We start from the raw sequence: 23,100 nt of genomic DNA, 5'->3' as shown, positions 1-23,100 counted from the left end.
TTCCGGTCACGGGCGAAGCGCCGAGCAGCCCGAGCGGCCCGCTGAGAGCGGGCCGCCGTGGCCGCCGGATCAGACCCCGTTGAGCGTTCCGACCTGGATGGCCGTGATGCTTCGCGGCGTGTAGGTGCCCGCCACCGCGTCGGCCAAGTTGCACTTGAGATCGACCGTGCCGGGCGCCCCCAGCGTCAGCACGCCGTGCAGCGAGATGGCGGCATCGATCGTCGCCGTGGCGTCGATCCCCAGCGCCCCGCCCATGTTGTCGATCGTCGTCGCACCCGCGGTGAGCGAGCAGGCGACGCTCGTGTCCAGACCCGTGTCGTGCGCGCTGACCCTGCCGTCGACGACGTACTTTCCGGCCTGCAGGTTCAGCGACTGCACGGTGATGCTCGCCGTCGAGCCGGGGAACGCGACCGGCGCCGTCGTGACGGCCGAGAACCCGGCCGCGCCGTTCGGGCCGCGGCACAGCGGGTCGCTCGACACGCACGGATCGCCCTTGGGGCCCGCGTCTCCCTTGGCGCCGGCGGGCCCGGTGGCGCCGGCGGGCCCGGCGGCGCCCGCGGGACCGGCAGGACCTTGCGCGCCGTCTTTGCCGGGCTTGATCACACCGGCCTTGAAGTCGGTGGCCAGCAGCGTCCCGTCCTTGACCTTGGCCGTCGTGACGGCGTTGTTCTTGAGTTGGGCCGTGCCGACGCTGTTGGGCGCCAGCTTCGCGGCCCCGTAGCTCGTTCCGCCCAGCGCCACCACCAGCGCGAGCGTCGAGGTGACATTGGCATAGCGCCCGCTACCGAATGGCATGAGCTGTCCTCACCTTCCTTCGTGACACGCGCTCGCAGTCGCGGGCGACGGTGTCGTGGACATCGATCAGGGCGCGGTCGCGCGCGCCGGCACCGCAGCTCACCCGGTCGCGGCCGAGGCGGCCGCGGCGCGAGTGGTCGCGCGCATCGATCACGTCGTTTCCGGCGCCGCCGGAGAAGCGGTCGCTCCCGCGTACGTCGATGAGCCGGTCCGCGCCGGAGCCGCCGCTGAGCAGATCGTCGCCGGCGCCGCCGTCGAGCCGGTCGGCGCCCCGCTCGCCGTACAGGCAGTCGCGGCCGCCCAGCCCGCGCAGGACGTCCGGTCCGCCGCCGCCGAGCAGGATGTCGGAGCGTGGGCCGCCGCGGCGCCGGTCGCCGGCGTCGGTCAGCACCACCAGGGTGCCGTCGACCGGGCAACTCGCGGGGGCGACGGGGAACCGTCCGGGCAAGGTCACCGGGGCGGGCGCGCGGGGCGCCGGCGGGGCCACCGGCACGAGCGTGCCGAGCACGTCGCGCACGAAGACGTCGGTGAGCACGTCGGCGTCCTCGGGATGGAGGTTGGCGGCCGCCGAGGCGTACGACGCGAAGCGCGCGTCCGCGGAGATCGACGGCGAGTCCGAGGCGCCGTCGCCCTTCGTCCCGAGCACGCCGCTAGCGCGGCTGAGCAGCCTCGTCCTGCCGGTCACGCTGTCGCGCGAGTACACGTCAGCGAGCGCGTCCGCGTCGGCGGGGTCGAGGGCGCTGAGCGAAGCGAACGCGACGAACCGGCCGGTCTGCGAGAGCGCGGGGGCGGTGGAGTCAGCATCGCCCTTGCCGCCCGTTGGCCCGTCGCTCAGGCTGGCGATCGCCGTCGTGTGACGCGCGAGGTCGCGGACGAAGACGTCGGACACGTTGTCGAGGTCGGCCGGGTCGAGGTTCGCGGCCGCCGAACTGAAGGCCACGAGGTGTCCGTCGCCGGAGAACGCGGGGGAGTCGGACGCGGCGTTGCCCTTCTCTCCGTCCGCGCCGTCGCTGCGGCTCACAAGCGTCAGGGCGCCTGTTGCGAGGCCGCGCATGAAGACGTCCGAGAGCGGGTCCGTGTCCTCGGGGACGAGGCCGGTCACGGTGGAGCTGAACGCGACCGTGGCGCCGTCGGCGGAGATCGCGGGCTGGGTCGACGCTCCCGTCCGCGGGTCGGTGCCCGGGCCGCTCACGAGCACCGTCGTCCCGGCCGTCAGGTCGCGGGCGAAGACGTCCGTCAGCTCGTCGGTGTCACCCGAGGCGAGGTTCGTGGCATCGGACTCGAACGCGACGACATGACCGTCGGCAGAGATGGCCGGTGCGGCTGCATCGGCGTTGGCGGTCGCTCCGTCGCTCGCGCGGCTGACGAGCGTCGTCGTGTGCTCGCGCAGGTCGCGCAAGAACACGCCGGGCACGGCCGCGTCCGTCTTGGCCGGGTCGAGGTTCGCCGCCTCCGAGACGAACGCCACGTAGCGCCCGTCGGCGGAGATCGCCGGCGCGTCGGACGCGCCGTCGCCCTTCGCTCCGTCCGGCCCGACGGCGCGGCTGACGAGTGTGGTGACACCGGCCTGGAGGTCGCGGACATAGACATCGGGAACCGCCGCGTCGGTGTCGGCCGGATCGAGGTTCGTCGCGGTCGTCGCGAACACGACGAACCGGCCGTCGGCGGAGAGCCTGGGCTCGAACGAGTCCCCGTCGCCTTTCACCCCGGTCGCGCCGCCGGCGCGGCTCGCCAGCAGCAGGTCACCGACCGCGGCCGCTGCGCTCCCGGCCGGCAGGAGCACCACTCCGGTCAGCAGCGCAGAAAGCCAGATCAGGGCTTTGAAGGCGCTCTCCATATGAAGAGAAGAGAGGCGCTAAATGAAATCCAAGTGAAGCTCGAAGCGTCTCATTTTTGTTTAATCCAGCGGCCGAAAGCTCACGGCATGAAGCGTGTTCGCATGCTCGCCGGCGCGCTGTGCGCGGGCCTGCTCGCGGGCTGTGGCGGCGCCGGTGAGCGCCACGATTCGCCGCCGGTGCGGGCCCACGACTTCGGTGCGCGCACGGCGACCGGCACGAACCAGTGGTTCCCGCTGAAGCCCGGCTATCAGTCCGTCCGGCTGGGTGCGGTGAACCGCGGCAGCCGGCGTCTCCCACACCGTCGCGTCTACACGGTCACCGACGTCTCGAAGGTGATCAGCGGCGTGCACACGGTGATCGCGCTGGACCAGGACTTCGACGGCGGTCAGATCGGCGAGCAGGCGCTCGACTACCTGGCCGAGGACGAGCGCGGAAACGTGTGGTATCTCGGCTCCTACACCGAGGCCTACGAAGGCGGCCGGTTCGTCAACGCGAATGACGGCTGGCTCGACGGCGTCAAGGGCGGCAAGGGCGGCATCTACATGCCCGCCGAGCCGAAGGTCGGCATGCCGCCGTACGCCCAGGAGCACGCCCCCGGCGACGACCCGACGATCGCCAAGGTCGTCAAGTCCGGCGTCCGGACCTGCGTTCCGTTCAAGTGCTACAGCAACGTGCTCGTCATCGAAGAGGGTGGGTCGGAGAACAAGTACTTCGCTCCGGGCGTCGGCGGGATCCTGACCGAGCCGAAGTCCAAGGGCGGCGAGGAGGAGACGGAGAAGCTCATCAACCTCACCCAGCTCAGCCCTCGCGGCCTCGCTGAGCTCAGCGCGGAGGCGCTGAAGCTCGATCGCCACGCCGCCTCGACCGTGCCGGACGTCTTCGGGACCTCCCAGCCCGCGGCACGACTGCGCTGACCGCGCATGTCGGCGCTCGTGCGGGTCGACGCGGTGAGCAAGGCCTACCGCTCCGGCGGCACCGAGACGCGCGTGCTGCGCGCCGCCTCGCTCACGCTCGTGCGCGGCGAGACGACGAGCCTCGTCGGCGCTTCAGGCAGTGGGAAGTCGACGCTGATCGCGCTGATCGCGGGGCTGATGCGCCCGGAAGCGGGGACGATCAGCTTCGACGGCCAGGCGCTCACGGACCTCGACGAGATGGGGCTGGCGCGGTTGCGGGCGCGGCGGATCGGCGTCGTCCTGCAGAAGGACAATCTGATCGGCTTCCTGACGGCGGCGGAGAACGTCGAGCTCGCGATCGAGTTTGGTGGCGGCGATCGCCGTGCCGAGCGCGCACGGGCCCTGCTCGCCAGGGTCGGGCTCGCCGATCGGGCCGACCAGCTTCCGCGGCGCCTGTCCGGCGGGGAGGCGCAGCGGGTCGCGATCGCGGTGGCGCTGGCCAACGACCCGGACCTGCTGCTGGCCGACGAGGTGACGGGCCAGCTGGACTCCGATACCGCCGGCGACGTCATGCGGCGCATCTTCGACGCCTGTCGCGAGCGCGGGCTGACGGTCCTGTTCGTCACGCACAACCGCGAGCTCGCCGGCGGCGCGCACCACCGGCTGCAGCTCGTCGACGGCGAGGTGCGCGCGGCGTGATCCGGCCCGCCGCGATCGACCTGCAGGCGGTGACGAAGCACTACGCCACGCCGGCGGGCTCCGTCCGCGCCGTCGACGGCGTGACGCTGGCCGTCGAGGCGGGCACGAGCATCGCGATCACCGGGTTCAGCGGGAGCGGCAAGTCGACGCTGCTCGGCCTGATCGCCGGGCTTGAGACACCGACCTCCGGGCGCGTGACGATCGGCGGCGAGGAGCTCTCGCGCCTCTCCGAGCGTGCGCGGGCGCGGCTGCGCCGCCGCCGGCTCGGGCTCGTGTTCCAGTCCGACAACCTGCAGCCGTACCTGAGCGCGCAGGAGAACGTCGGACTGCAGCTCGCGCTCTGTGGCACCGGTGACGGGTACGAGCGCTGCCTGGAGCTGCTCGTCGAGCTCGGACTCGGCAACGAGGCCGGCAAGCTCCCCGACCAGCTCTCCGGCGGCCAGCGCCAGCGCGTGGCGATCGCCCGCGCCTTGATCAACCGCCCCGCCGTGATCGTCGCCGACGAGCCCACCGGCTCGTTGGACGCGGACAACTCCGCCGCGGTCGTCGAGCTCCTGCTCGCGGCGAGCACCACCCTCGTCGTCGTCACGCACGATCCGGAGGTGGCCGCGCGCATGGACCGCACCGTCGCCCTGCGCGACGGACGGCTGGTCGCTGAGCAGGGGTGCGTCAGTGCGTAGGTACGTCTGGCGCGAGCTCGTGCGCAATCCGCGCCGGACGCTCGCTTCGCTCGTCGGGGTGACGCTCGGGATCGCACTGTTCTCGGCGGTGCTGTTCTTCGCCGACGGCTCGCGCGCGACCATGACCCGGCGCGCGCTCGCCCCGCTGGCGCTCGACCTGCAGCGCGTGCGCTCCGCTCCGCTCGGCGCCGGGCCGCGTTTGCGGCAGCGTGTGGTCGCATCGCCGTCGGGGCTTGCGGAGGGGGAGACCGCCACGATCGCGCTGACGGTGTCCAATCGCGACCCCGTCGCAGCCAACGAGGTCGTCGTCAACGACGAGCCGCCACCGCGGCTGACCTACGTGCACGCCTCGACGCGGCTCAACGGCCGCCCGCTGCGCGACAAGGCCGGTCAGAGCCCGCTCGCGCAGGGGCTCGCGCGCACCGGGCTCAACCTCGGAACCATCGGCCCTGGCGAGACGGTGCGCCTGACCTACCGTGCGCGCGCCGCGCGAGCCGTGCGTGCCCCTGCTGCCCTGCCGGTGCGCGGAACGATCTCGACGCGGGAGAACGTCGTCCCGACCCGAGCGAACGCCCCGTCGCCCGTCGCGTTGGAGCGGTTGCGGCGCGCGATCGCGGCGCTGCCCGGAGTGGCATCGGCGGACGCGCTGTCGTTCGCGGACCTGCCGCCGGGGTCGGTCGGCGCCGGCCGCATGAGGATTCGCGACCCGGTGCGGGTGTTCGCGTTCGGCGCGGCGTACGCGCGGCATTACCCGTCGATCCGGATCGTCGAAGGGGCGATCGCGCCCGGCGCGGCGCTGCTGAGCGCGGAGGCGGCGCGCGGGCTGGCGCTGGGGACCGGCGGGCGGTTCTCGCTGCGGCTCCCGGGTCGCCGCCTGAGGTTGTCGCTACCCGTCAGCGGCATCGCGGACCTGGCGCGCGCCAAGCCGCTCTTCTACAGCCGCAGGACGGCTCGCCTGGAGGACTTCATCTACGTACCGCATTCCGTCGTCGTGAGCCCGGAGACCTTCCGGCGCGTGATCGTCCCGGCGTTCCGTGAAGGGTCCGCGAAAATCGGCAGACAGCTCAAGAGCCTGCCGGTCTCGGAGGTCGACGTGCGCGTCGACCGGTCGCGGCTGGAGACCGACCCGGGGCGCGCGCTGGTGCGCTCGCACGCGATCGCGCAGTCCGTCGGAGCCGTGGCGCCGGGGCAGGACTACCTGATCGACAACCTGTCCAATACGCTCGCCGTGGCCAAGGCGGACAGCGCCGTGGCCACGCGGATGTTCCTGTTTCTCGGGCTGCCGGGCGTGCTGTTGGCGGCGTTTCTCGCGGCGTACGCGGGCAGCATCCTCGCGGGCGCGCAGCGTCGTGAGCACGCGAACCTGCGCATGCGCGGCGCGCATCGCGGCCACCTGCGGACGCTGCTCGTCCACCGGACGCTGGCGATCGCCGGCGTGGGGACGGCGCTGGGCGTCGCGCTCGGGGTGTTCTCCGCGGCCGCGGTCGTGGGACCGGATGCGCTGCGCGCCACGGCCGTCGGCGACCTCGCCCGCTCGGCACTGATCGCGGGAGTGATCGGCATGGCCACGACGGCGCTCGCGCTCTATGTGCCCGGCCGGCGCGCGCTGCGCCGTGAGATCAGCCAGGAACGGGCGGAGTTGGCGCCGCACGCCCGTGGACGTCCGCGAGCGCTCGCCGGCCCGGCCGTGATGGCCGCGGCCATCGTCGCGCTGCTGGCCTGGCGCGCCGCGGCGTTCGATCCACCGAGCACGTCGGTCTCGGCCGGCGAATCGGTGGTTGTGCCGTCGTACCTGCTGCTCGCGCCGCTGACCGCCTGGTTCGCCGGCATGGCCCTCGCCGTCCGGGCCTCCGTCGGGTTACTGGCGCGGTTGCGGCTGCCCGCCGCGCCGCACTTCGGCTCGCCGGTCCCCGGCACGCTCGTGCGCAGTCTGCGGCGCCGGTCGCGATCGCTCGGCACGGGGATCGCGGGCGTCGGCCTGGTCGTCGCCTTCGGGGCCGCGCTCGCGGTGTTCAGCAGCACCTACGATCGCGCCAAGGCCGCGGACGCGAGGTTCGTCGTCGGGGCGGACCTGCGCGTCGTGCCGAGCGCGTTGAGCCCGCGCTCGCATCCGCCCGCTTACGCCGCCAAGCTCCGGGTTCCCGGGGTCGAGGAGGTGACCGCGGTCGTCTCAAGGCTCGACAACGCCGTGCTGATCGGCCCGAACGACCAGGATCGCGCCACGCTGACGGCGATCGAGCCGTCTCGCTTCGCGCGCGTGACGGGCGCGGCGGTGGCGCCGCTGGAGGGGCGAGGACGGGCTGCGCTCGTCAATGTCGACGCGGCCGACGCGCTGGCGATCGATCCGGGCGAGGACGTCAAGGTGCTCCTGGCACGCGGGACGAAGCGCCAGACGCTCGAGACGTTTCGCGTGGCCGGCCTGTTCGAGCGACTCCCCGGCTTCCCGAGGGGCACCGACGCGGTCATCAATCTCCGCGACTACGCGGCGGCGACACACTTGAGCGAGGTCGACAGCTTTCTCGTCCGCGCCGCCGATGGCAGCGACGAGGGGCTGGCACGGACGGAGGCCGTGCTGCGATCCGGTCCTGGGAAGAAGGACCCGATCGACGTCGAGACGCGGGCCGCGGCGCTCGACAAGGATCAGTCGAGCCTGACCGCGCTCAACGTCGGAGGGCTCGTCCAGCTCGACTCGGTGTACACGCTGCTGATCTGCGCGGTCGTCGTCGCGATCTTCGTCTTCGGCCTCCTGCTCGACCGCCGTCGCGAGTACGTGGCGCTGCGCGCGCAGGGGATGCGGACCGGCGAGGTTCGCGCGCTCGTGCTCGGCGAGGCGGCCGTCGTCGTGGGCCTTGGCATGGTCGCCGGACTCCTCGTCGGCGCCGGGATGGCGGTGCTGTTGGTCGGCGTGCTGCGGCCGCTCTTCATCCTCGATCCGACGCTCGGCTTCCCGATGACGGACATCGTGACGCTGGCCGCGCTCGCAGGCGCCGCGACGCTCGCATCCGCGCTCGCGGCCACGGCGCTTCTGCGCCGCCTGAAGCCCACGGAACTGTTGCGAGAGGCCTAGTCTCGCTCTCATCCGAATCTAACTCGGCGGTGGAACGCTCGGCATCAGCAGGACAGACCACCGGTCCCGAAGGATGTCCGCCCACCACGCCCCGACAGCGCCGCTGCAAGCGATCTTCGACGCGGCGAAGCAGTTCGGTCTGACCGACGATGAAGTCTGGCAAGCGGTCAACGAATGCTTCCGCGACGCTGAGTTCGAGTCGGCCGTGGGCGACTGCCTCGACGAGCTCGTGATCGCGCTTGCGCGACGCATCCTCGTCGCCGCCGGCCGCTGAAATCGCGCGCTCGCGCACACATGGGCACCTCATCAAAACCTCATCGATCGGCCGAACACTCGGCCCATGCGAGTCCCGATCATCGTCCTGATTGCGGTGTGTACCGGCATGTGGAGCGGACGCGCGGACGCGCAGGAACCGGCCGCGACCGTGACGGTCACGGCGACGCCCACGGCCACGACCCCGGAGCCGACGCCCACCGCAACCGCGGCGGCCACGGAGGCCGCGACCCCGGCGCAGGTGCCGGCCGAACCGGTGCCGGCCGCCCCCGCCGCCGAGGAGACGGCGGCACCCACGGCCGTGCCGGCAGCCTCCGCGGCGCCGGCGGCCACGCTCCCCAGCGCCGTCACGACGCCGCGCGCTGACCGCGCGCCCACGCCGGCGCGTCGGCCCGCGCACGCACCGAACACGGAGCGTCGCACCGGATCGGTCGAGCCGCACACGACCGCGACGCCCGGCGCGACGACGACCCCGCACACGCCGATGATCGCGCCCGCGACGCTCGGCCCGGTCGCCGTCGCGGTGCCGAACTTCTTCATCGACCGGTTCCGGATCCCGCCGTTCCTGCTGCCGATCTACCAGGCCGCGGGCACGCAGTACGGGATTCGCTGGGAGATCCTCGCCGCGATCAACGAGATCGAGACCGACTACGGGCGCAACCTCAACGTCTCCTCCGCCGGCGCCGTGGGCTGGATGCAGTTCATGCCCGCCACCTGGAAGCAGTACGGCGTGGACGCCAATCGCGACGGCGTCAAAGACCCGTTCAATCCGGTCGACGCGATCTTCGCCTCCGCGCGCTATCTGCGCGCGGCCGGCGCCGCACGCGACCTGCGCCGGGCGATCTTCGCCTACAACCACGCCGACTGGTACGTCGACTCCGTGCTGATGCGAGCGCGTGTCGTCGGCGGGCTTCCGCAAGGCCTCGTCAGCTCGCTCACCGGGCTGACGCAGGGCGTCTTCCCGGTTCGCGGCCGCACGACCTATGGCGGCCGGCGCACACGCGCGACCCGCCGTGGCATCGACGTCTACGCCGGCGCGGGGACCCCGGTGATCGCCGCGGCCGACGGCCGCGTCAGCAAGCTCGGCCAGAATTCCGTGCGCCTGCGGGACGTCTTCGGGAACACGTACACCTACGCGCACTTCGAGCCCCGACGGCTGCGCGTGGGCTCGCAAGTGATCGCGGGCACCGAGCTTGGTCGGATCGGTGGGCGGACGCCCCATTTGCGGTTCGAGATCCGGCCCGCCGGGCGTGGCGCACCGCGGATCGACCCGAAGCCGATCCTCGACGGCTGGAAGCTGCTCGAGTCGAGCGCGCGCGGAACGCTGCTCCCCCGCGACGCCGGTCCGGCCTCAATCGGCGAAGTCATCCTCATGAGCAAGGACGCACTCGCGCGACGGGTGCTCGCGGACCGGCGCATCCACATCTATGCCTGCGGCCGTCACGACATCCAGACCGGCCAGATCGACCGCCGCGTGCTCGCGACGCTCGCGTTCCTCGCGGCCTCGGGCCTGGAGCCCACGGTGTCGTCGCTCGTCTGCGGCCACGGGTACCTGACGTCCTCGGGCAACGTGTCCGAGCACGTGTCGGGCAACGCGGTCGACATCGCCGCAATCAACGGCATCCCGGTCCTCGGACACCAGGGCGACGGGTCGGTCACCGATGTCACCGTGCGACGGCTGCTCACTCTCCAAGGGGTGCTGAAACCACATCAAATCATCTCACTGATGACAGTCGACGGCACCGACAACACGTTCGCGATGGCCGATCACGACGATCACATCCACGTGGGCTTCCGCCCCGGCGCTCAGCGCGGACCTGCCGAGTTCCCGACCGCACTTGAGCCTGAGCAATGGACCAAACTCCTGAGGCGACTCAGTGCGATGGACAATCCGACGGTTGCCGCCACGCCTTCGAAGTACGCGCTCGAAGTGAACGCGCGCGACGGCCACTGATCGATCAGTCGCTGTGACATCACCCACGGTGGGATCCGGACCGTGAAGTGCGTCACGATTAACCGTAATAGCGCGCGGCCGTCGCCGCGGTGGCGCGGATCCGGCCGCCGCACACCGTCGCGCCGCACGCGGCGAAGATGAAAATTGGGTTAAACGGTTTTCGGTCATTTGGCGACTTGACACCGTCGAACCATTCCTATCTACTCGCCGTAGCCCTGAGAGCTTAATGAGTACCGCCGGAGCTTCATTTAGAACGCCCCTCTCAGGCTCGGTGCGCGCAATCTGAGCTGCGCGCACCCCCCAGGTAGTGCAAGCCATTCGTACCCAGATCGCCCACCTCTTGGAGGGCCATAGCTCATGCGTTGGATTATTGGAATTAGTCTGCGATTCCGGCTGCTCGTTCTTGTCGTCGCTGCGGGCGTGTTGGCCTTCGGTGTCACACGGCTGCACGACGCGCCCGTCGACGTGCTCGGAGAATTCACGCCGCCGTACGTCGAGATCCAGACCGAGGCCCTCGGCCTCTCGGCCAACGAGGTCGAGCAGCTGATCACCGTCCCGCTCGAGGCCGATCTGCTCAACGGCGTCGCGGGCGTCGACACGATCCGGTCGGAGTCGGTTCCAGGCCTGTCCTCGATCGTGATGGTGTTCCGGCCTGGCACGGACATCTACAAGGGACGGGCCCTGGTACAGGAACGCCTGACGCAGGCGCACGCGCTCCCGAACGTCTCCAAGCCGCCGCTGATGCTGCAACCGAAGTCGTCCTCGAGCCGCGTGCTCATGATCGGGCTCTCCAACGGCGCCAAGAACCTTTCGCCGATCGAGCAGGGCATCCTCGCCCGCTGGACGATCCGGCCGCGCCTGCTCGGCGTCCCCGGTGTCGCGAACGTCGCGATCTGGGGCCAGCGCGAGCAGCAGTTGCAGGTCCAGGTCGATCCGCGCCGACTGCGCTCCAAGCACGTCACGCTCGACCAGATCATCGCGACGACGGGCAACGCCCAGCTCGTCTCGCCGCTGACGTTCCTCGAGGCGTCGACCCCCGGGACCGGTGGCTTCATCGAGACCCCCAACCAGCGCCTGCAGGTCCGCCACGTGTTCGACCGATTGTCGACGCCGGCCGCACTCGCGAGCGTGCCGTTGGAGGATTCACGGCCCAACCTGAGCCTGGGCGACGTCGCCACGATCTCCGAGGACCACCAGCCGCTGATCGGCGACGCCGTCGTGGCCGACGGCAGCGGCCTCATGCTGGTCGTCGAGAAGCTCCCCGGCGCCAACACCCTCGCGGTCACCAGGGCCGTCGAGGACGCCCTGGAGGAACTGCGCCCCGGCCTCGCCGGAATGAAGACCGACACGAACGTCTTCCGCCCCGCGAGCGTCGTCTCCGACGCGATCTCCAACCTGACGCTCGCGATCATCATCGGTGCCGGGCTCCTGGTGCTCGTGCTCGCCGCGCTGGTCATGCGCTGGCGCACCGTGCTGACGAGCCTCGTGGCGCTGTCACTGTCGCTGGTCACGGCCGCGCTGGTGATCGAGCTGCTGGGCGAGACCTTCAACGCGATCTCGTTCGCCGGCCTGGCCGCGGCACTGGCGATTGTCATCGGCGACGCCGTGATGGGCGCCGAGAGCATCGCGCGGCGCCTGCGCGCCGGATACCCCGACGGGGAGCGGCCCTCGATCCGCTCGCAGGTGCTGCAGGCGACGACGGCGCTTCGCCGCCCGCTGGTCTACGCACTGCTGATCGCCCTGATCGCGGTGCTGCCGCTCGTCGTCATGCAGGGCCGACCGGGCGCGTTCTTCTCACCCATCGCCGTCGCCTACGTCGCGGCCGTGCTCGCTTCGACGCTGGTCGCTCTGACGGTGACGCCGGCGCTCAGCACCGTGCTGGCGGGACGGGCTCCGCGCGGCGGTCGCGAACCGGCCGTCCTGCGCCGCCTCGCCGCGCTGCACTCCGCCGCGCTCGCGCGGGTCGTCGGACGCCCGCGGGCGATGCTGGCGGCCGTCGGCGGGTGCGCGGTCGCCGCGCTCGCGGCGCTCGCACTGCTCGACCCGTCGGTCGTGCCGTCCTTCAAGGATCGCGACCTGCTCGTGCAACTCGACGCGAAGCCGGGCACGGCGCAGCCGGTGATGACCCAGCTCGCGACGGACGCGACCAGCAAGCTCGAGGCGATCGACGGCGTGCGCGACGTCGGCGCGCACCTCGGCCGCGCCGTCACCGGCGACCAGGTCGTCGACGTGAACTCCAGCGAGCTCTGGGTCAACCTCGACCGCGACGCCGACTACGACAAGACCATCGCCCAGGTGCGGCGCACGGTCGCCGGGCTCCGCGCTGTGAAGGGCAGCGTGATTCCGTACACGGAGCAGAAGATCCGCGACGTCGGCACGCTCATCAGTGGCGGGCAGGCCGGCGAGCCGGGCGCCCTGAACGAGCTGACCGGCACCCGCAAGCCGCTCGTGGTGCGCGTGTTCGGCGAGGATCTCGAGACGCTGCGGGCGACCGCCGAGAAGGTGCGCGGCGTCGTGGCCGGCGTCGACGGCGTCGCCGACCCGAAGGTCGAGCTGGCACCGACCGAGCCGACGATCGAGATCGAGACCAAGCTCGACGCCGCCCGTGCCCGCGGGATCAAGCCTGGCGACGTCCGCCGGGCGGAGGCCGCGCTGCTGCAGGGCATTCAGGTGGGAAGCATCTTCGGCAAGCAGAAGGTCTTCGACGTCGTGGTGCAGGGTGTGCCGTCCACGCGCACGAGTGTCGAGAGCGTTCGTGATCTACTGATCGACGGGCCACGGGGCACGTTCGTCCGGCTCGGCGACGTGGCCACGGTCAGCGTCAAGCAGGCGCCGGCCGCGATCGAGCGCGACGCCGTGTCGCGCCGGATCGACGTTGTCGCCGACGTCCGCGGCCGCAGCGAGTCGGCGGTACAGGCGGAGGTCGAGGCGCGTCTGGCGGCGATGCAGTTCCCGCTGCAGTATCACGCCGAGGTCCTGAAGGACTCGACGAGCAGCGAGATCCGCACGCCGGCGATCGTTGCGACCGCGATCGCCGTGCTGATCGCGATGTTCCTGATCCTGCAGGCCGCACTGCGCAGCTGGCGCGTCGCGGCACTGACGTTCCTGACGTTGCCGGCCGCGCTCGCCGGCGGCGTGCTCGTGGCAATCGTCGACGGGGCGACGCTGTCGCTCGGTGCGGCGCTCGGGCTGCTGGGCACGCTCGCGATCGCCGTGCGCGGCGCGCTGCTGATCGTGAGCCGCTTCCAGGAGCTCGAAGACGAAGCGGCATGCGAACCCGGCCCGGATCTCGTCCGGCGCGGAGCCCGCGAGCAGTTCGGTGCGCTCGTGGCGGCGGCGCTGGCCACCGCGGCGTTCCTGGTGCCGTTCGTGGTGCTCGGCTCGCCGGTCGGCCTGGAGATCGTCCACCCGATGGCCACCGTCCTTCTCGGCGGCCTGCTCACCGCGACGCTCATGACCCTGTTCGCGCTCCCGACGCTCTACGCCCGCTTCGCGGCCGGGACCGGACGCGATCCGGCCGACGGCCTGCTCCACCGGTGGGCCGGCGCCGAACCCGCGCCGGCGCCCACCCCGACGGCGGTGCGGGTGACGGCGACCGCGGAGGGGAGCTGACCATGTCGCGCTCGAGCCGATCGCTCCTCCTCGCGTTGACGCTGGGATCGCTGTCGATGCCACTCGCGGCCTGCACCCAGGTCGAGGAGTTCGAGAGCACGTACTCCTCGACCACCGTCGAGCCCATCAAGGGGCGTGACGACGACGTCCAGCGTGTGACCTTCACCGCCGAGGCGGCGCGCCGCGCGGACCTCAAGACCGCCACCGTGCGCCCGGACGGGCGACGTACGTCGATCCCGTACGACGCGCTGATCTACGACGAGGAAGGGGCCACGTTCACGTACGTGAGCCCGGAGCCGCTCGTGTTCGTGCGCGAGCCGATCGACGTCCTGCGCATCGGCGGCTCCCGCGTCGTCCTGCGCGACGGGCCACCGGCCGGCACGACGGTCGTCACGACCGGCGCGCCCGAGGTGTACAGCGCCGAGTTCGGAGTCGAAGAATGACCTCTTCCGGTGTGATGCGATGGATCGTCGCCGCGAGCCTGCGGTTCCGCTGGCTCGTCCTGTTCGCCGCGATCGCGCTGCTGATCGCGGGCGCCGCGCAGATCCGCAGCGCCCAGGTGGACGTGTTCCCCGAGTTCGCCCCGCCGCGCGTCGAGATCCAGACACTGGCGACCGGCAACTCGTCCTCGCAGGTCGAAGAGCTGATCACGATCCCGCTCGAGGAGCAGCTCAACGGCATCGAGGGACTCGCCGAGCTGCGCTCGAAGTCGATCGCCGACCTCTCCGCGATCGAGCTGATCTTCAAGCGCGGCACCAACGAGGTCCGCGCCCGCCAGCTCGTGCAGGAGCGGATCGCCGCCGTCACGCCTTCGCTGCCCACCTTCGCGGCGCCGCCCTTCATGATGCCGGCCGTCTCGGCGGCCAGCCGCGTGATGAAGATCGGGCTGACCTCCGACACGGTCTCGCCGATCGAGCTCTCGACGATCGCCTACTGGAAGATCCGTCAGCGCCTGCTGCGCGTGCCCGGCGTCGCGAACGTCGCGATCTGGGGCGAGCGCCTGCAACAGGAGCACATCCAGGTCGATCCGAAGAAGCTCGCTCGCAACGGCGTCACGCTCGATGAAGTCATGAACGCCACCAGTGATTCGCTGGACTCCGGGCTGTTGCGCTTCTCCGACGGCGCGTTCATCGGCAAGGGCGGCTTCGTCGAGACGGGCGGCGTGCGGCTGAACGTGCGCAACAAGATCGGCATCGACACGCCCGCCGACCTCGGCACGATCGTCATCGAGCGCCGCGACGGCAAGCGCCTGCGCGTCTCCGACGTCGCGACCCTCAAGGAGGACCACCAGCCGCTCGGCGGTGACGCGGTCGTCAACAGCGGGCCCGGGCTGCTGCTGGTCGTCCAGAAGTATCCGGGCGCCAACACGCTGGAGCTCACCAAGGGCCTCGAGGACGCGATGGACGCGATGCGCCCCGGTCTGCCGGACGTGAAGATCGACACGACGATCTTCCGGCCCGCGACGTTCATCGAGACCGCGATCCACAACCTGACGACGACGCTGCTGCTCGGCTGTCTGCTCGTCGTCGCGATCCTCGCCGCGTTCCTCTTCGAGTGGCGCACGGCGATGATCAGCCTGATCGCGATCCCGCTGTCACTGGTCGCGGCGATCGTCTTCCTGGACCTCTACGGAACCACGATCAACGTCATGCTGTTGGCGGGGCTGGTGGTTGCCGTCGGCGTGGTCGTCGACGACGCGATCATCGACGTGGAGAACGTCACGCGCCGGCTGCGCGAGCACCGCGCGAAGGGCGGTGAGGGCTCGGTCGCGCAGGTGATTCTGAAGGCGTCGCTGGAAGTGCGGAGCTCGATCACCTACGCGACGCTGATCATCCTCGTCGCCGTCGTCCCGGTGCTCCTGCTCAGCGGGCTGTCGGGCTCGTTCTTCCGGCCGCTGATCCTCGCGTACGGCTTGGCGGTGCTGGTCTCGATGCTCGTCGCGCTGACGATCACTCCGGCGCTGTGTTTCATCCTGCTGCGCAACGCGCCGCTCAAGCGCCAGTCGCCGCTGCTGGGCGGGCTCAAGCGCGCGTACGGCGCGATCCTGTCGCGCGTCATCCGGACGCCGCGCCCGGCACTCGTCGGCACGGCGATCCTGCTGCTCGCCGGCGTGCTCGTCGCGCCGACGCTCGGCTCGTCGCTGTTCCCCTCGTTCAAGGAACGCGACTTCCTCCTGCACTGGATCAACAAGCCCAGCACCTCCCAGCCGGAGCAGGCCCGGATCGTGGCCCGAGGCTGCAACGACCTGCGCAAGGTGCCGGGCGTGCGCAACTGCGGCTCGCACATCGGGCAGGCGTTCCTGGCCGAGGAGACCGAAGGGGTCAACTTCGGCGAGAACTGGATCAGCATCAAGCCCGACGCCGACTACGACAAGACGATCGCGGCCGTCCAGAAGACCGCCGACAGCTATCCGGGCATCTACCGCAACGTCCAGACCTACTTGCGCGAGCGCATCAGCGAGTCGCTGACCGGGACGAGCAACGCCGTGGTCGTGCGTATCTTCGGCCCGGACCTCGACGTGATCGGCGAGAAGGCCAAGGAGGTCGCCAAGTCGATCTCCACGATCCCCGGCGTCGTCGACGCCCACTCCGAGTTGCACGAGAACGTGCCGCACATCCAGGTCGAGGTCAAGCTGCCGCAGGCCCACCGCTACGGGCTCAAGCCCGGTGACATCAGGCGCCAGTCGGCGACGCTGCTCGCGTCGGAGGAGGTCGGTGACATCTTCCGCGGCGGCCGCGCCTACGACGTGCACGTCTGGAGCATCCCGTCGGCGCGCCGCAGCGTGGACGACGTCCGCAGGCTGCCGCTCGACATCCCGGGCGGCGGGCACGTGCGCCTCGCCGATGTCGCCACGATCAAGGTCGCCCCGACGCCGAACACGATCGAGCGCGAATCCGAGTCGCGGCTGATCCAGGTCGGGGCGAACGTCTCCGGGCGCGACCTCAGCTCGGTGGTGAGCGACATCCAGGCGCGCGTCGCCAAGGTGTCGTTCCCGCAGGGCTACCACGCGGAGGTCGGGGGCGAGTCGACCGAGCTCGCGGCCGCTCAGTCGAACCTCGGTCTGTTCGGCCTCGCCGCGGTGCTCGTGATCTTCCTGCTGCTGCAGGCCGTGTTCTCGAGCGCGCGGCTGGCCGTGCTGACGTTCCTCACGCTGCCCATGGCACTCGTGGGCGGGGTGCTGGCCGCGAAGCTGTCCGGCGACGAGCTCTCGCTCGGCTCGCTGGTCGGGTTCCTCACGGTGTTCGGGATCTGCGCCCGCAACAGCATCCTGATGCTCAGCCACTTCCAGCACCTCGAGCGCGAGGAGGGCGAGGCCTTCGGTCCCGAGCTCGTGATGCGCGGTGCGACCGAGCGGCTCGCGCCGATCCTCATGACGGCTTCGGCGACCGGTCTCGCGCTCGTCCCGCTCGTGCTCGCCGGCCCGATCTCGGGCCACGAGATCGAGTATCCGATGGCGGTCGTGATCCTCGGCGGACTCGTGACCTCGACGCTGCTGAACCTGTTCGTGATGCCGTCGCTGTACCTGCGCTTCGCGCCCCGCAAGCGGCGGGAGCGGGTGGCGTCCGAGATCCCGATGGCCGGCGACAAGACCGTCCCGGCCTCGGTCTAGGAAGGCGGGACGCTGATGTCACCTCGATCGGTCGCCGCGTTGCTCCTGGCGGGTCTTGCTCTCGGCGCGTGCGGTGTCGAAGGAGCGAAGCTGGCGGGCACCGAGGCCGATCCGGACAACCGGACGGTGACGGAGAAGGACTTCGATCCGAAGGGCAACTTCTCCGCGCCGACCCGGGTCGACAACCGCTGGCACCCGCTCGCGCCGGGTACGCAGTTCGTGTTCGAGGGCCGCTCCAACCGCGGCCTCGGGCCGCGCCCGCACCGGGTGATCTTCACCGTCACCGGGCTCACGAAGCGGGTGGACGGCGTCGACGCGGTCGTGCTCTTCGATCGCGACATCAACCGCAACAAGCTCCTGGAGGCCGAGATCACGTTCTTCGCGCAGGACGACGACGGCAACGTCTGGAACTTCGGCGAGTACCCGGAGGAGTACGCCGAGGACGGCTCGTTCGACGGGGCGCCGTCGACCTGGCTGTCCGGCCGCCTCGGCGCCCAGGCGGGCGTCCTGATGCGCGGCGATCCCCAGCCCGGGACCCCGCCGTACATGCAGGGCAGCGCGCCGAAGATCGGCTTCGGCGACACGGCGCGGGTCGTGCACTACGAGCCGAGGCACTGCGTGCCAGTCGGTTGCTTCGAGAACGTACTCGTGGTGGACGAGAACAACCCGCTCGATCCAGGCGACGGCCACCAGTTCAAGTACTACGCCGACGGAGTCGGGAACATCAGCGTGGCCCCGGGCAAAGGCGGCAAGGAGCGCGAGATCTTGGAGCTCGTCAAGGTTCAGACGTTGCGCCCGAAGACGCTCGCGAAGCTCGACCGGTGGGCGCTGCGACTCGACCGGCGCGCGTACCGCACCGTCAAGAACGTGTGGGCCCGCTCAGCGGCGGCGAAGGCTCGAGGCTGATCCGAGCCAGGTGATGCGCGTGCGCTCGGACACGCAGGGCCGGACCGGCACGGGGCGCGAGCGCTTCAGGCGGCGCTGTGCGCCATCGAACACCAGCAGGCCGATGACGGCCAAGAGCGAGCAGACCATCAACGCGTACAGCAAGATCGGCAGCGTCATACGACATCCCCCTTCGAGAACCGGCGCAGCCGAGTTTACCCCCGCACGCAGGGCGCGAAAACCGGCCGTGCAGCGTGCCGGACGTTTCATTCTGTTTTCATTTACGGACGGAAGGGTCTGATTGCCGTGCGTGTGCTGATCGTCGAGGATGACCTCAAGATGGCGAGCCTCATCCGCCGCGGGCTCCGCGAAGAAGGACTCGCGGCCGACGTGGCGAGCAAGGGCGAGGACGCGCTCTGGATGGCCGGCTCGATCGAATACAACGCGATCGTCCTGGACGTCCTGCTCCCAGGGATCAACGGCATCGAGACGTGCAAACGGTTGCGCGCCGACGGCGTCTGGACGCCCGTGATGATGCTGACCGCGCGCGACGGCATCGAGGACCGGGTGGCGGGCCTCGACGGCGGCGCGGACGACTACCTGGTCAAGCCCTTCTCATTCGCGGAGCTCCTCGCGCGCCTGCGCGCACTGTCGCGCCGCCAGGTGGTCCAGCGCCCGTCCGTGCTCAGCGTCGGCAGCCTGCGGCTGGACCCGGCGACCCGCCAGACATGGCGTGACGACACCGAGATCGTCCTCTCCGCCAAGGAGTTCGCGATCTTGGAGATGTTCATGCGCCGGCCGGGGGAGGTGCTGTCGCGCTTCCAGCTGCTCGAGCAGGTGTGGGACTACGACTACGAGAATCGCTCGAACATCGTCGACGTCTACGTGCGCTATCTGCGCGAGAAGATCGATCGGCCGTTCGGCGAGAGGTCGATCGAGACGGTGCGCGGCGCCGGCTACCGGATGCGAATACCGGCCAGGGTGAGCGAACCCTCCTGATCCGCCGGCTCCCGATCCGCGTGAAGGTCACCCTCGCGTTCTCAGGCGTGATGGCCGTCGTGCTCGCGTTCGTCGGGATCGTCCTGTACCTGCGTTTCGAGTCCGAGCTGGATGAGACGCTCAACCAGGGCCTGCGCTCGCGCGCGGGCGACGTGAGCGCGCTGATCCAGCGCAGCGGCAGCGCGCTCGACGCGCCGGGCGGCAGCGTCCTCGTCGAGCGGGGCGAGAGCTTCGCCCAGATCCTGCTGGCCTCCGACGGGGCGGTCGTCGACGGCAGCCCGAAGCTCAAAGCCGAGTCGCTGCTGACGCCCGCGCTGCTCGCCCGCGGCGCGCGCGAGACGTTCATCTTCACGCGGCCCAACCCGTTCGAGCTGGGCGAGCCCGCGCGCTTGCTGGTGACCCCGGTCACGGCGCGCGGGCGCGAGCTCGTCGTCGTGGTCGGAGCCGGCGCCGACGACCGCAATTCGCAGTTGCACAGCCTCGGGCTCCTGCTGGCGGTCAGCTGGCCGGTCGCGCTCCTGCTCGCGTCGCTCGCCGGCTACGGGGTCGCCTCGGCGGCGTTGCGGCCGGTCGAGGCGATGCGCCGCAAGGCCGACGAGATCACCGAGGACCACCCGGGCGACCGCCTGCCCGTCGGCGATGCGGACGACGAGATCGCACGGCTCGGAAGGACGCTCAACGGCATGCTCGCGCGGCTCGAGCACGCCGTCGAACGCGAGCGCGCGTTCGTCTCGGACGCGAGCCACGAGTTCCGGATGCCGCTGGCGGTCCTCAAGACCGAGCTGGAACTCGCGCTGAAGGGCGACCGCCCACGCGAGATGCTGCGCGACGCGCTGCAGTCCGCCTCCGACGAGACCGACCGCCTCGCAGAGCTCGCCGACGCGCTGCTCGTGATCGCGCGTGCGGACGGCGGCAGACTCCACCTCGCCACGGCCGAGCTCGACACCGCCGACCTCCTCGACGGGGTGAGCGTGCGGTTCGGGGCGCGCGTGCGGGCGAGCGGACGAAGCCTCGTGGTCGACCAGGGCCAGAGCGCGCAGATCATCGCCGACCCGCACCGCCTCGAGCAGGCGCTCGGCAACCTCGTCGAGAACGCCCTGCGCTACGGCGACGGCGACATCCACCTCGGAGCGACAGCCGCGGGCGACACGATCGCGCTGTTCGTGCGCGACGAGGGACCGGGCTTCCCGCCCGAGTTCGTCGCGCAGGCGTTCGAGCGCTTCACCCGCGCCGATCATGCGCGCTCACGCGGGGGAGCCGGCCTCGGGCTCTCGATCGTGCAGGCGATCGCCCACGCGCACGGGGGAGAGGCGCGCGCCACCAACGACCCGGACGGCGGGGCGAGGGTGTCGATCGTCCTACCGGTGGACGACACCGATGAAGCCCGCCTGCAAGACGACGTCGAAACCGCGCGCGAGAGCGTGCACGAGCGACCGCGGGCGTAGCCGGCCATGTTCGCTTTCGCCGGTCTCGCAATAGGGGTCGCCGCAGCGGCGGCGCTGCTCGGTGCCGAAGCGAACGGCTCGGCACCGCCCGTCCAACCGCCCGCCGCGCTCGATCCCGCGAACTTCGTCCGTCAGGTAACCAACCCGTGGTTCCCCCTGCGCCCGGGGACGACGCTGCGCTACCGCGGCGAGACCGACGGCACCCCGGGCCACGACGTCTTCTCCGTCACCCACCGCACCAAGACGATCCAGGGCGTGCGCGCGACCGTCGTCCACGATCGCGTGATCCTGCATGGCAGGACAGTGGAGGACACGCTCGACTACTACGCGCAGGACAAGGACGGCAACGTGTGGTACCTCGGAGAGGACACGAAGGAGCTCGATCGCCGGGGAAACGTCAAGAGCCGCGAGGGCACCTGGCGCGCGGGCGTCGACGGCGCCGAAGCCGGGATCTTCATGCCCGCCGATCCGCGCGTCGGCCAGACTTTCCGCCAGGAGAACTACAAGGGCCACGCCGAGGACCACTTCAAGATCGTCAGCCTCCACGCGTCCGTGAAGGTGCCGGCCGTCTCCTCTCACCAAGCGATGCGCACGCGTGAATGGACGCCGCTCGAGCCGGGCGTACGCGACGCCAAATACTACGTACGTGGCAAGGGGACCGTTCTCGAGGAGACCGTCACGGGCGGCGACGAGCGATGGGAACTCGTCTCCATCTCGAACCGATGAACCCCGACGACTCGGGTCACCGACGCGCCGCCGCAGCTCGCTCCGACGAAGCCGTCACCCCTGTCTGCCCGAGAAGCAAACCTTCACTAAGCCATTCGTCGAAGGGTGCCGGCGGGTTGGCGCCTCGCGTCTAAGGTTCGCGCGATGAAGGCTGCCCGCGCGACTGTGGCGTCGGCTTGAGCCACTTCCTGAGCGCCGTGATGTCCACGGCCGTGGCTGTTTTCGTCGCCACGGTCCCGTCGCCGAGTACTTGGATCGTCGCCGTCGCCCTCCTCGTCATCGGTCTGTTGCATCTCTGCATTGCCATGCTTGCCGTGCGGGTCGAGCGGCGCACGGGCGCGGACGTTTTGCGTTTCGACAACCGGTACTTCCTCGCCCACTAGCCGCGGGTGCAGGACCAGTCGCGGGGAGCACGCCGTCACGGCACGGGCGGCTACCGTCGGTGACAGGCGATGCGCAGGCACTGGCGAGGATCGCCGTTGCCGAAGGCGAGGTTGCCGCCGCCGTCGATCACGCCGTTCACCGCCTCGATCCCGAAGGCTCGATTGCGCAGCGCGATGTTGCCGGAGACCGTGTTCGCGGGGCGGTTGACGGCGATGCCGTCGTGGCCCGAGCCGGTCACGAGGTTGTTCGCGACGAGGTTGTCCTTGACGGTGCCGTGGCCGGTGACCTCGTTGGTCTTGTCCTGAAGCACGATCCCGTCCGAGCCGGCGTCGCGCACGACGTTTCCGCGGATCACATTCCCGATCGTCGGCGGACCGCCGTCGGCCTCGAACTCGCGCAGGCGGATGCCCTGGTCGGCCGTGCCGGTGACCAGGTTCAAGGCGACCAGATTGTCGGCTCCGCCCGGGGTTTCGATCCCCGTGCCGCAGTCGTCGGGACTGCAGCCGAGCGTGCCCGTCACGACGTTGGCCACGATCTGATTGCGATCGCCGCCGAAGATGATGCCCCATCCATTGTGGTCCGCGCGATTGCCCCTGACCACGTTGTCGTTGCCATCGATCCCCACCGCGGGCTCCCGGTTGCCCGAGAGCACGTTGCCGGTCACCAGGTTGCCGTTCGAGCCCTCCTCCAGACCGATCCCGGTCTTGTTTGCGGTGAACGTGCCGCCGACAACTCGGTTGCCGCTGGCCCCGAAACCCTGAAGGCCGCTGAACGCGTTGCCGGAACCGGCCGCGTGGGTGATCACGTTGCGATCGGACGCGAGCAGGACGAACCCCGAGCTGCCGTTGTCGCTGGAGACGTCGAACTCGAGCCGGTTGCCGTCCGAGCCGTTCTGCAACTGGACGCCGCGGCCGATGCTGCGCGCGACGGTCAGGCGGACCAGGGCGTTGCCGTCGGCGGCGTCGAGCAGCACGCCGTTGCCGAACTCCTGCAGCGTTCCGCGCCGGACCGTGACGTCGTGATGGCCGGCGAGCCGGATGCCGGCCGTGGCAGGCACCGCGGTGCCGTCGATCGTGTGGCCGCCGAGGTCGAGCGTGAGGTTGTCGGCGCCGATCACCAGCCCGTCGCCTGGGCAGTTCGTGAGGTTGCGCTGCAGCGTGGTGGACTTCGTCACGACGGCCCCGCATCCCGGCCCCGCGGACTGCGCGGGCGGGGCGCCGATGGCGATGAAACTCATCGC

18 protein-coding genes are annotated in these 23,100 nt (G+C 70.7%); 14 read left to right on the top strand and 4 right to left on the bottom strand.

All coding sequences use genetic code 11. The annotated features are described in order from the left end of the window. Window positions 1–69 precede the first annotated feature (69 nt). Both OM076_RS09215 and OM076_RS09210 read right to left on the bottom strand, forming a co-directional pair. Window positions 70–795: a hypothetical protein gene (locus OM076_RS09215; protein ID WP_270039290.1), complete on the bottom strand. Its 726-nt coding sequence runs from the start codon at window positions 793–795 to the stop codon at window positions 70–72. Next, window positions 782–2,632, bottom strand: coding sequence for a hypothetical protein (locus OM076_RS09210; protein ID WP_270039289.1), 1,851 nt, complete (start codon window positions 2,630–2,632; stop codon window positions 782–784). Before OM076_RS09210 ends, OM076_RS09215 begins: the two co-directional genes overlap by 14 nt. 87 nt (window positions 2,633–2,719) lie before the next feature. On the opposite strand from OM076_RS09210, the gene OM076_RS09205 reads away from it, so the two are divergent. The 10 genes from OM076_RS09205 (at window position 2,720) to OM076_RS09160 (ending at window position 18,327) form a co-directional block, all read left to right on the top strand. Continuing rightward, on the top strand, window positions 2,720–3,547 hold the full coding sequence (locus OM076_RS09205) for a hypothetical protein (RefSeq protein WP_270039288.1): 828 nt from the start codon (window positions 2,720–2,722) through the stop codon (window positions 3,545–3,547). A gap of 6 nt (window positions 3,548–3,553) precedes the next feature. Continuing rightward, the gene (locus tag OM076_RS09200; protein WP_270039287.1) at window positions 3,554–4,225 is read left to right on the top strand and encodes an ABC transporter ATP-binding protein; all 672 of its coding nucleotides are present in this window, start codon (window positions 3,554–3,556) and stop codon (window positions 4,223–4,225) included. Beyond that, entirely contained in the window at window positions 4,222–4,905 is a 684-nt protein-coding gene (locus OM076_RS09195) for an ABC transporter ATP-binding protein (protein WP_270039285.1), read from the top strand. The genes OM076_RS09200 and OM076_RS09195 overlap by 4 nt, the downstream gene beginning before the upstream one ends. Next, a complete protein-coding gene (locus tag OM076_RS09190; protein WP_270039283.1) occupies window positions 4,898–7,972 on the top strand; it encodes an ABC transporter permease in 3,075 nt (1,024 codons plus the stop codon). The genes OM076_RS09195 and OM076_RS09190 overlap by 8 nt, the downstream gene beginning before the upstream one ends. Before the next feature lie 73 nt (window positions 7,973–8,045). Further along, window positions 8,046–8,246 (top strand): hypothetical protein, encoded by a 201-nt coding sequence (locus OM076_RS09185; protein ID WP_270039281.1) that lies wholly within the window; start codon window positions 8,046–8,048, stop codon window positions 8,244–8,246. Between the two features lie 66 nt (window positions 8,247–8,312). After that, window positions 8,313–10,199 (top strand): lytic murein transglycosylase, encoded by a 1,887-nt coding sequence (locus tag OM076_RS09180; RefSeq protein ID WP_270039280.1) that lies wholly within the window; start codon window positions 8,313–8,315, stop codon window positions 10,197–10,199. Between the two features lie 357 nt (window positions 10,200–10,556). Next, window positions 10,557–13,811, top strand: a complete 3,255-nt coding sequence (locus OM076_RS09175; RefSeq protein WP_270039278.1) for an efflux RND transporter permease subunit — start codon at window positions 10,557–10,559, stop codon at window positions 13,809–13,811. Between the two features lie 56 nt (window positions 13,812–13,867). Beyond that, window positions 13,868–14,254, top strand: a complete 387-nt coding sequence (locus OM076_RS09170) for a hypothetical protein (protein WP_270039277.1) — start codon at window positions 13,868–13,870, stop codon at window positions 14,252–14,254. Further along, window positions 14,251–17,421 (top strand): efflux RND transporter permease subunit, encoded by a 3,171-nt coding sequence (locus OM076_RS09165; RefSeq protein ID WP_270039276.1) that lies wholly within the window; start codon window positions 14,251–14,253, stop codon window positions 17,419–17,421. The genes OM076_RS09170 and OM076_RS09165 overlap by 4 nt, the downstream gene beginning before the upstream one ends. A 15-nt stretch (window positions 17,422–17,436) precedes the next feature. Then, on the top strand, window positions 17,437–18,327 hold the full coding sequence (locus OM076_RS09160) for a hypothetical protein (RefSeq protein ID WP_270039275.1): 891 nt from the start codon (window positions 17,437–17,439) through the stop codon (window positions 18,325–18,327). Here OM076_RS09160 and OM076_RS09155 read toward each other — a convergent pair. Then, the gene (locus OM076_RS09155) at window positions 18,301–18,486 is read right to left on the bottom strand and encodes a hypothetical protein (RefSeq protein ID WP_270039274.1); all 186 of its coding nucleotides are present in this window, start codon (window positions 18,484–18,486) and stop codon (window positions 18,301–18,303) included. The two genes, OM076_RS09160 and OM076_RS09155, sit on opposite strands and share 27 nt — an antisense overlap. Window positions 18,487–18,612: 126 nt before the next feature. On the opposite strand from OM076_RS09155, the gene OM076_RS09150 reads away from it, so the two are divergent. From OM076_RS09150 to OM076_RS09135, 4 genes are all read left to right on the top strand, one after another. Then, entirely contained in the window at window positions 18,613–19,305 is a 693-nt protein-coding gene (locus OM076_RS09150) for a response regulator transcription factor (RefSeq protein ID WP_270039273.1), read from the top strand. A gap of 20 nt (window positions 19,306–19,325) precedes the next feature. Continuing rightward, entirely contained in the window at window positions 19,326–20,750 is a 1,425-nt protein-coding gene (locus OM076_RS09145) for a sensor histidine kinase (RefSeq protein WP_270039271.1), read from the top strand. A gap of 6 nt (window positions 20,751–20,756) precedes the next feature. Further along, on the top strand, window positions 20,757–21,476 hold the full coding sequence (locus tag OM076_RS09140; protein WP_270039269.1) for a hypothetical protein: 720 nt from the start codon (window positions 20,757–20,759) through the stop codon (window positions 21,474–21,476). Window positions 21,477–21,652: 176 nt separating this feature from the next. Then, the gene (locus OM076_RS09135) at window positions 21,653–21,859 is read left to right on the top strand and encodes a hypothetical protein (RefSeq protein WP_270039267.1); all 207 of its coding nucleotides are present in this window, start codon (window positions 21,653–21,655) and stop codon (window positions 21,857–21,859) included. 50 nt (window positions 21,860–21,909) lie between these two features. Here OM076_RS09135 and OM076_RS09130 read toward each other — a convergent pair whose 3' ends face one another. Continuing rightward, window positions 21,910–23,097: a NosD domain-containing protein gene (locus OM076_RS09130; RefSeq protein ID WP_270039266.1), complete on the bottom strand. Its 1,188-nt coding sequence runs from the start codon at window positions 23,095–23,097 to the stop codon at window positions 21,910–21,912. Between the last annotated feature and the right edge of the window lie 3 nt (window positions 23,098–23,100).

The sequence above is a fragment of the Solirubrobacter ginsenosidimutans genome (assembly GCF_027587205.1).
Note: the sequence above shows the minus strand (reverse complement) of the source record. Positions and strands in the feature narration are given on the sequence as shown.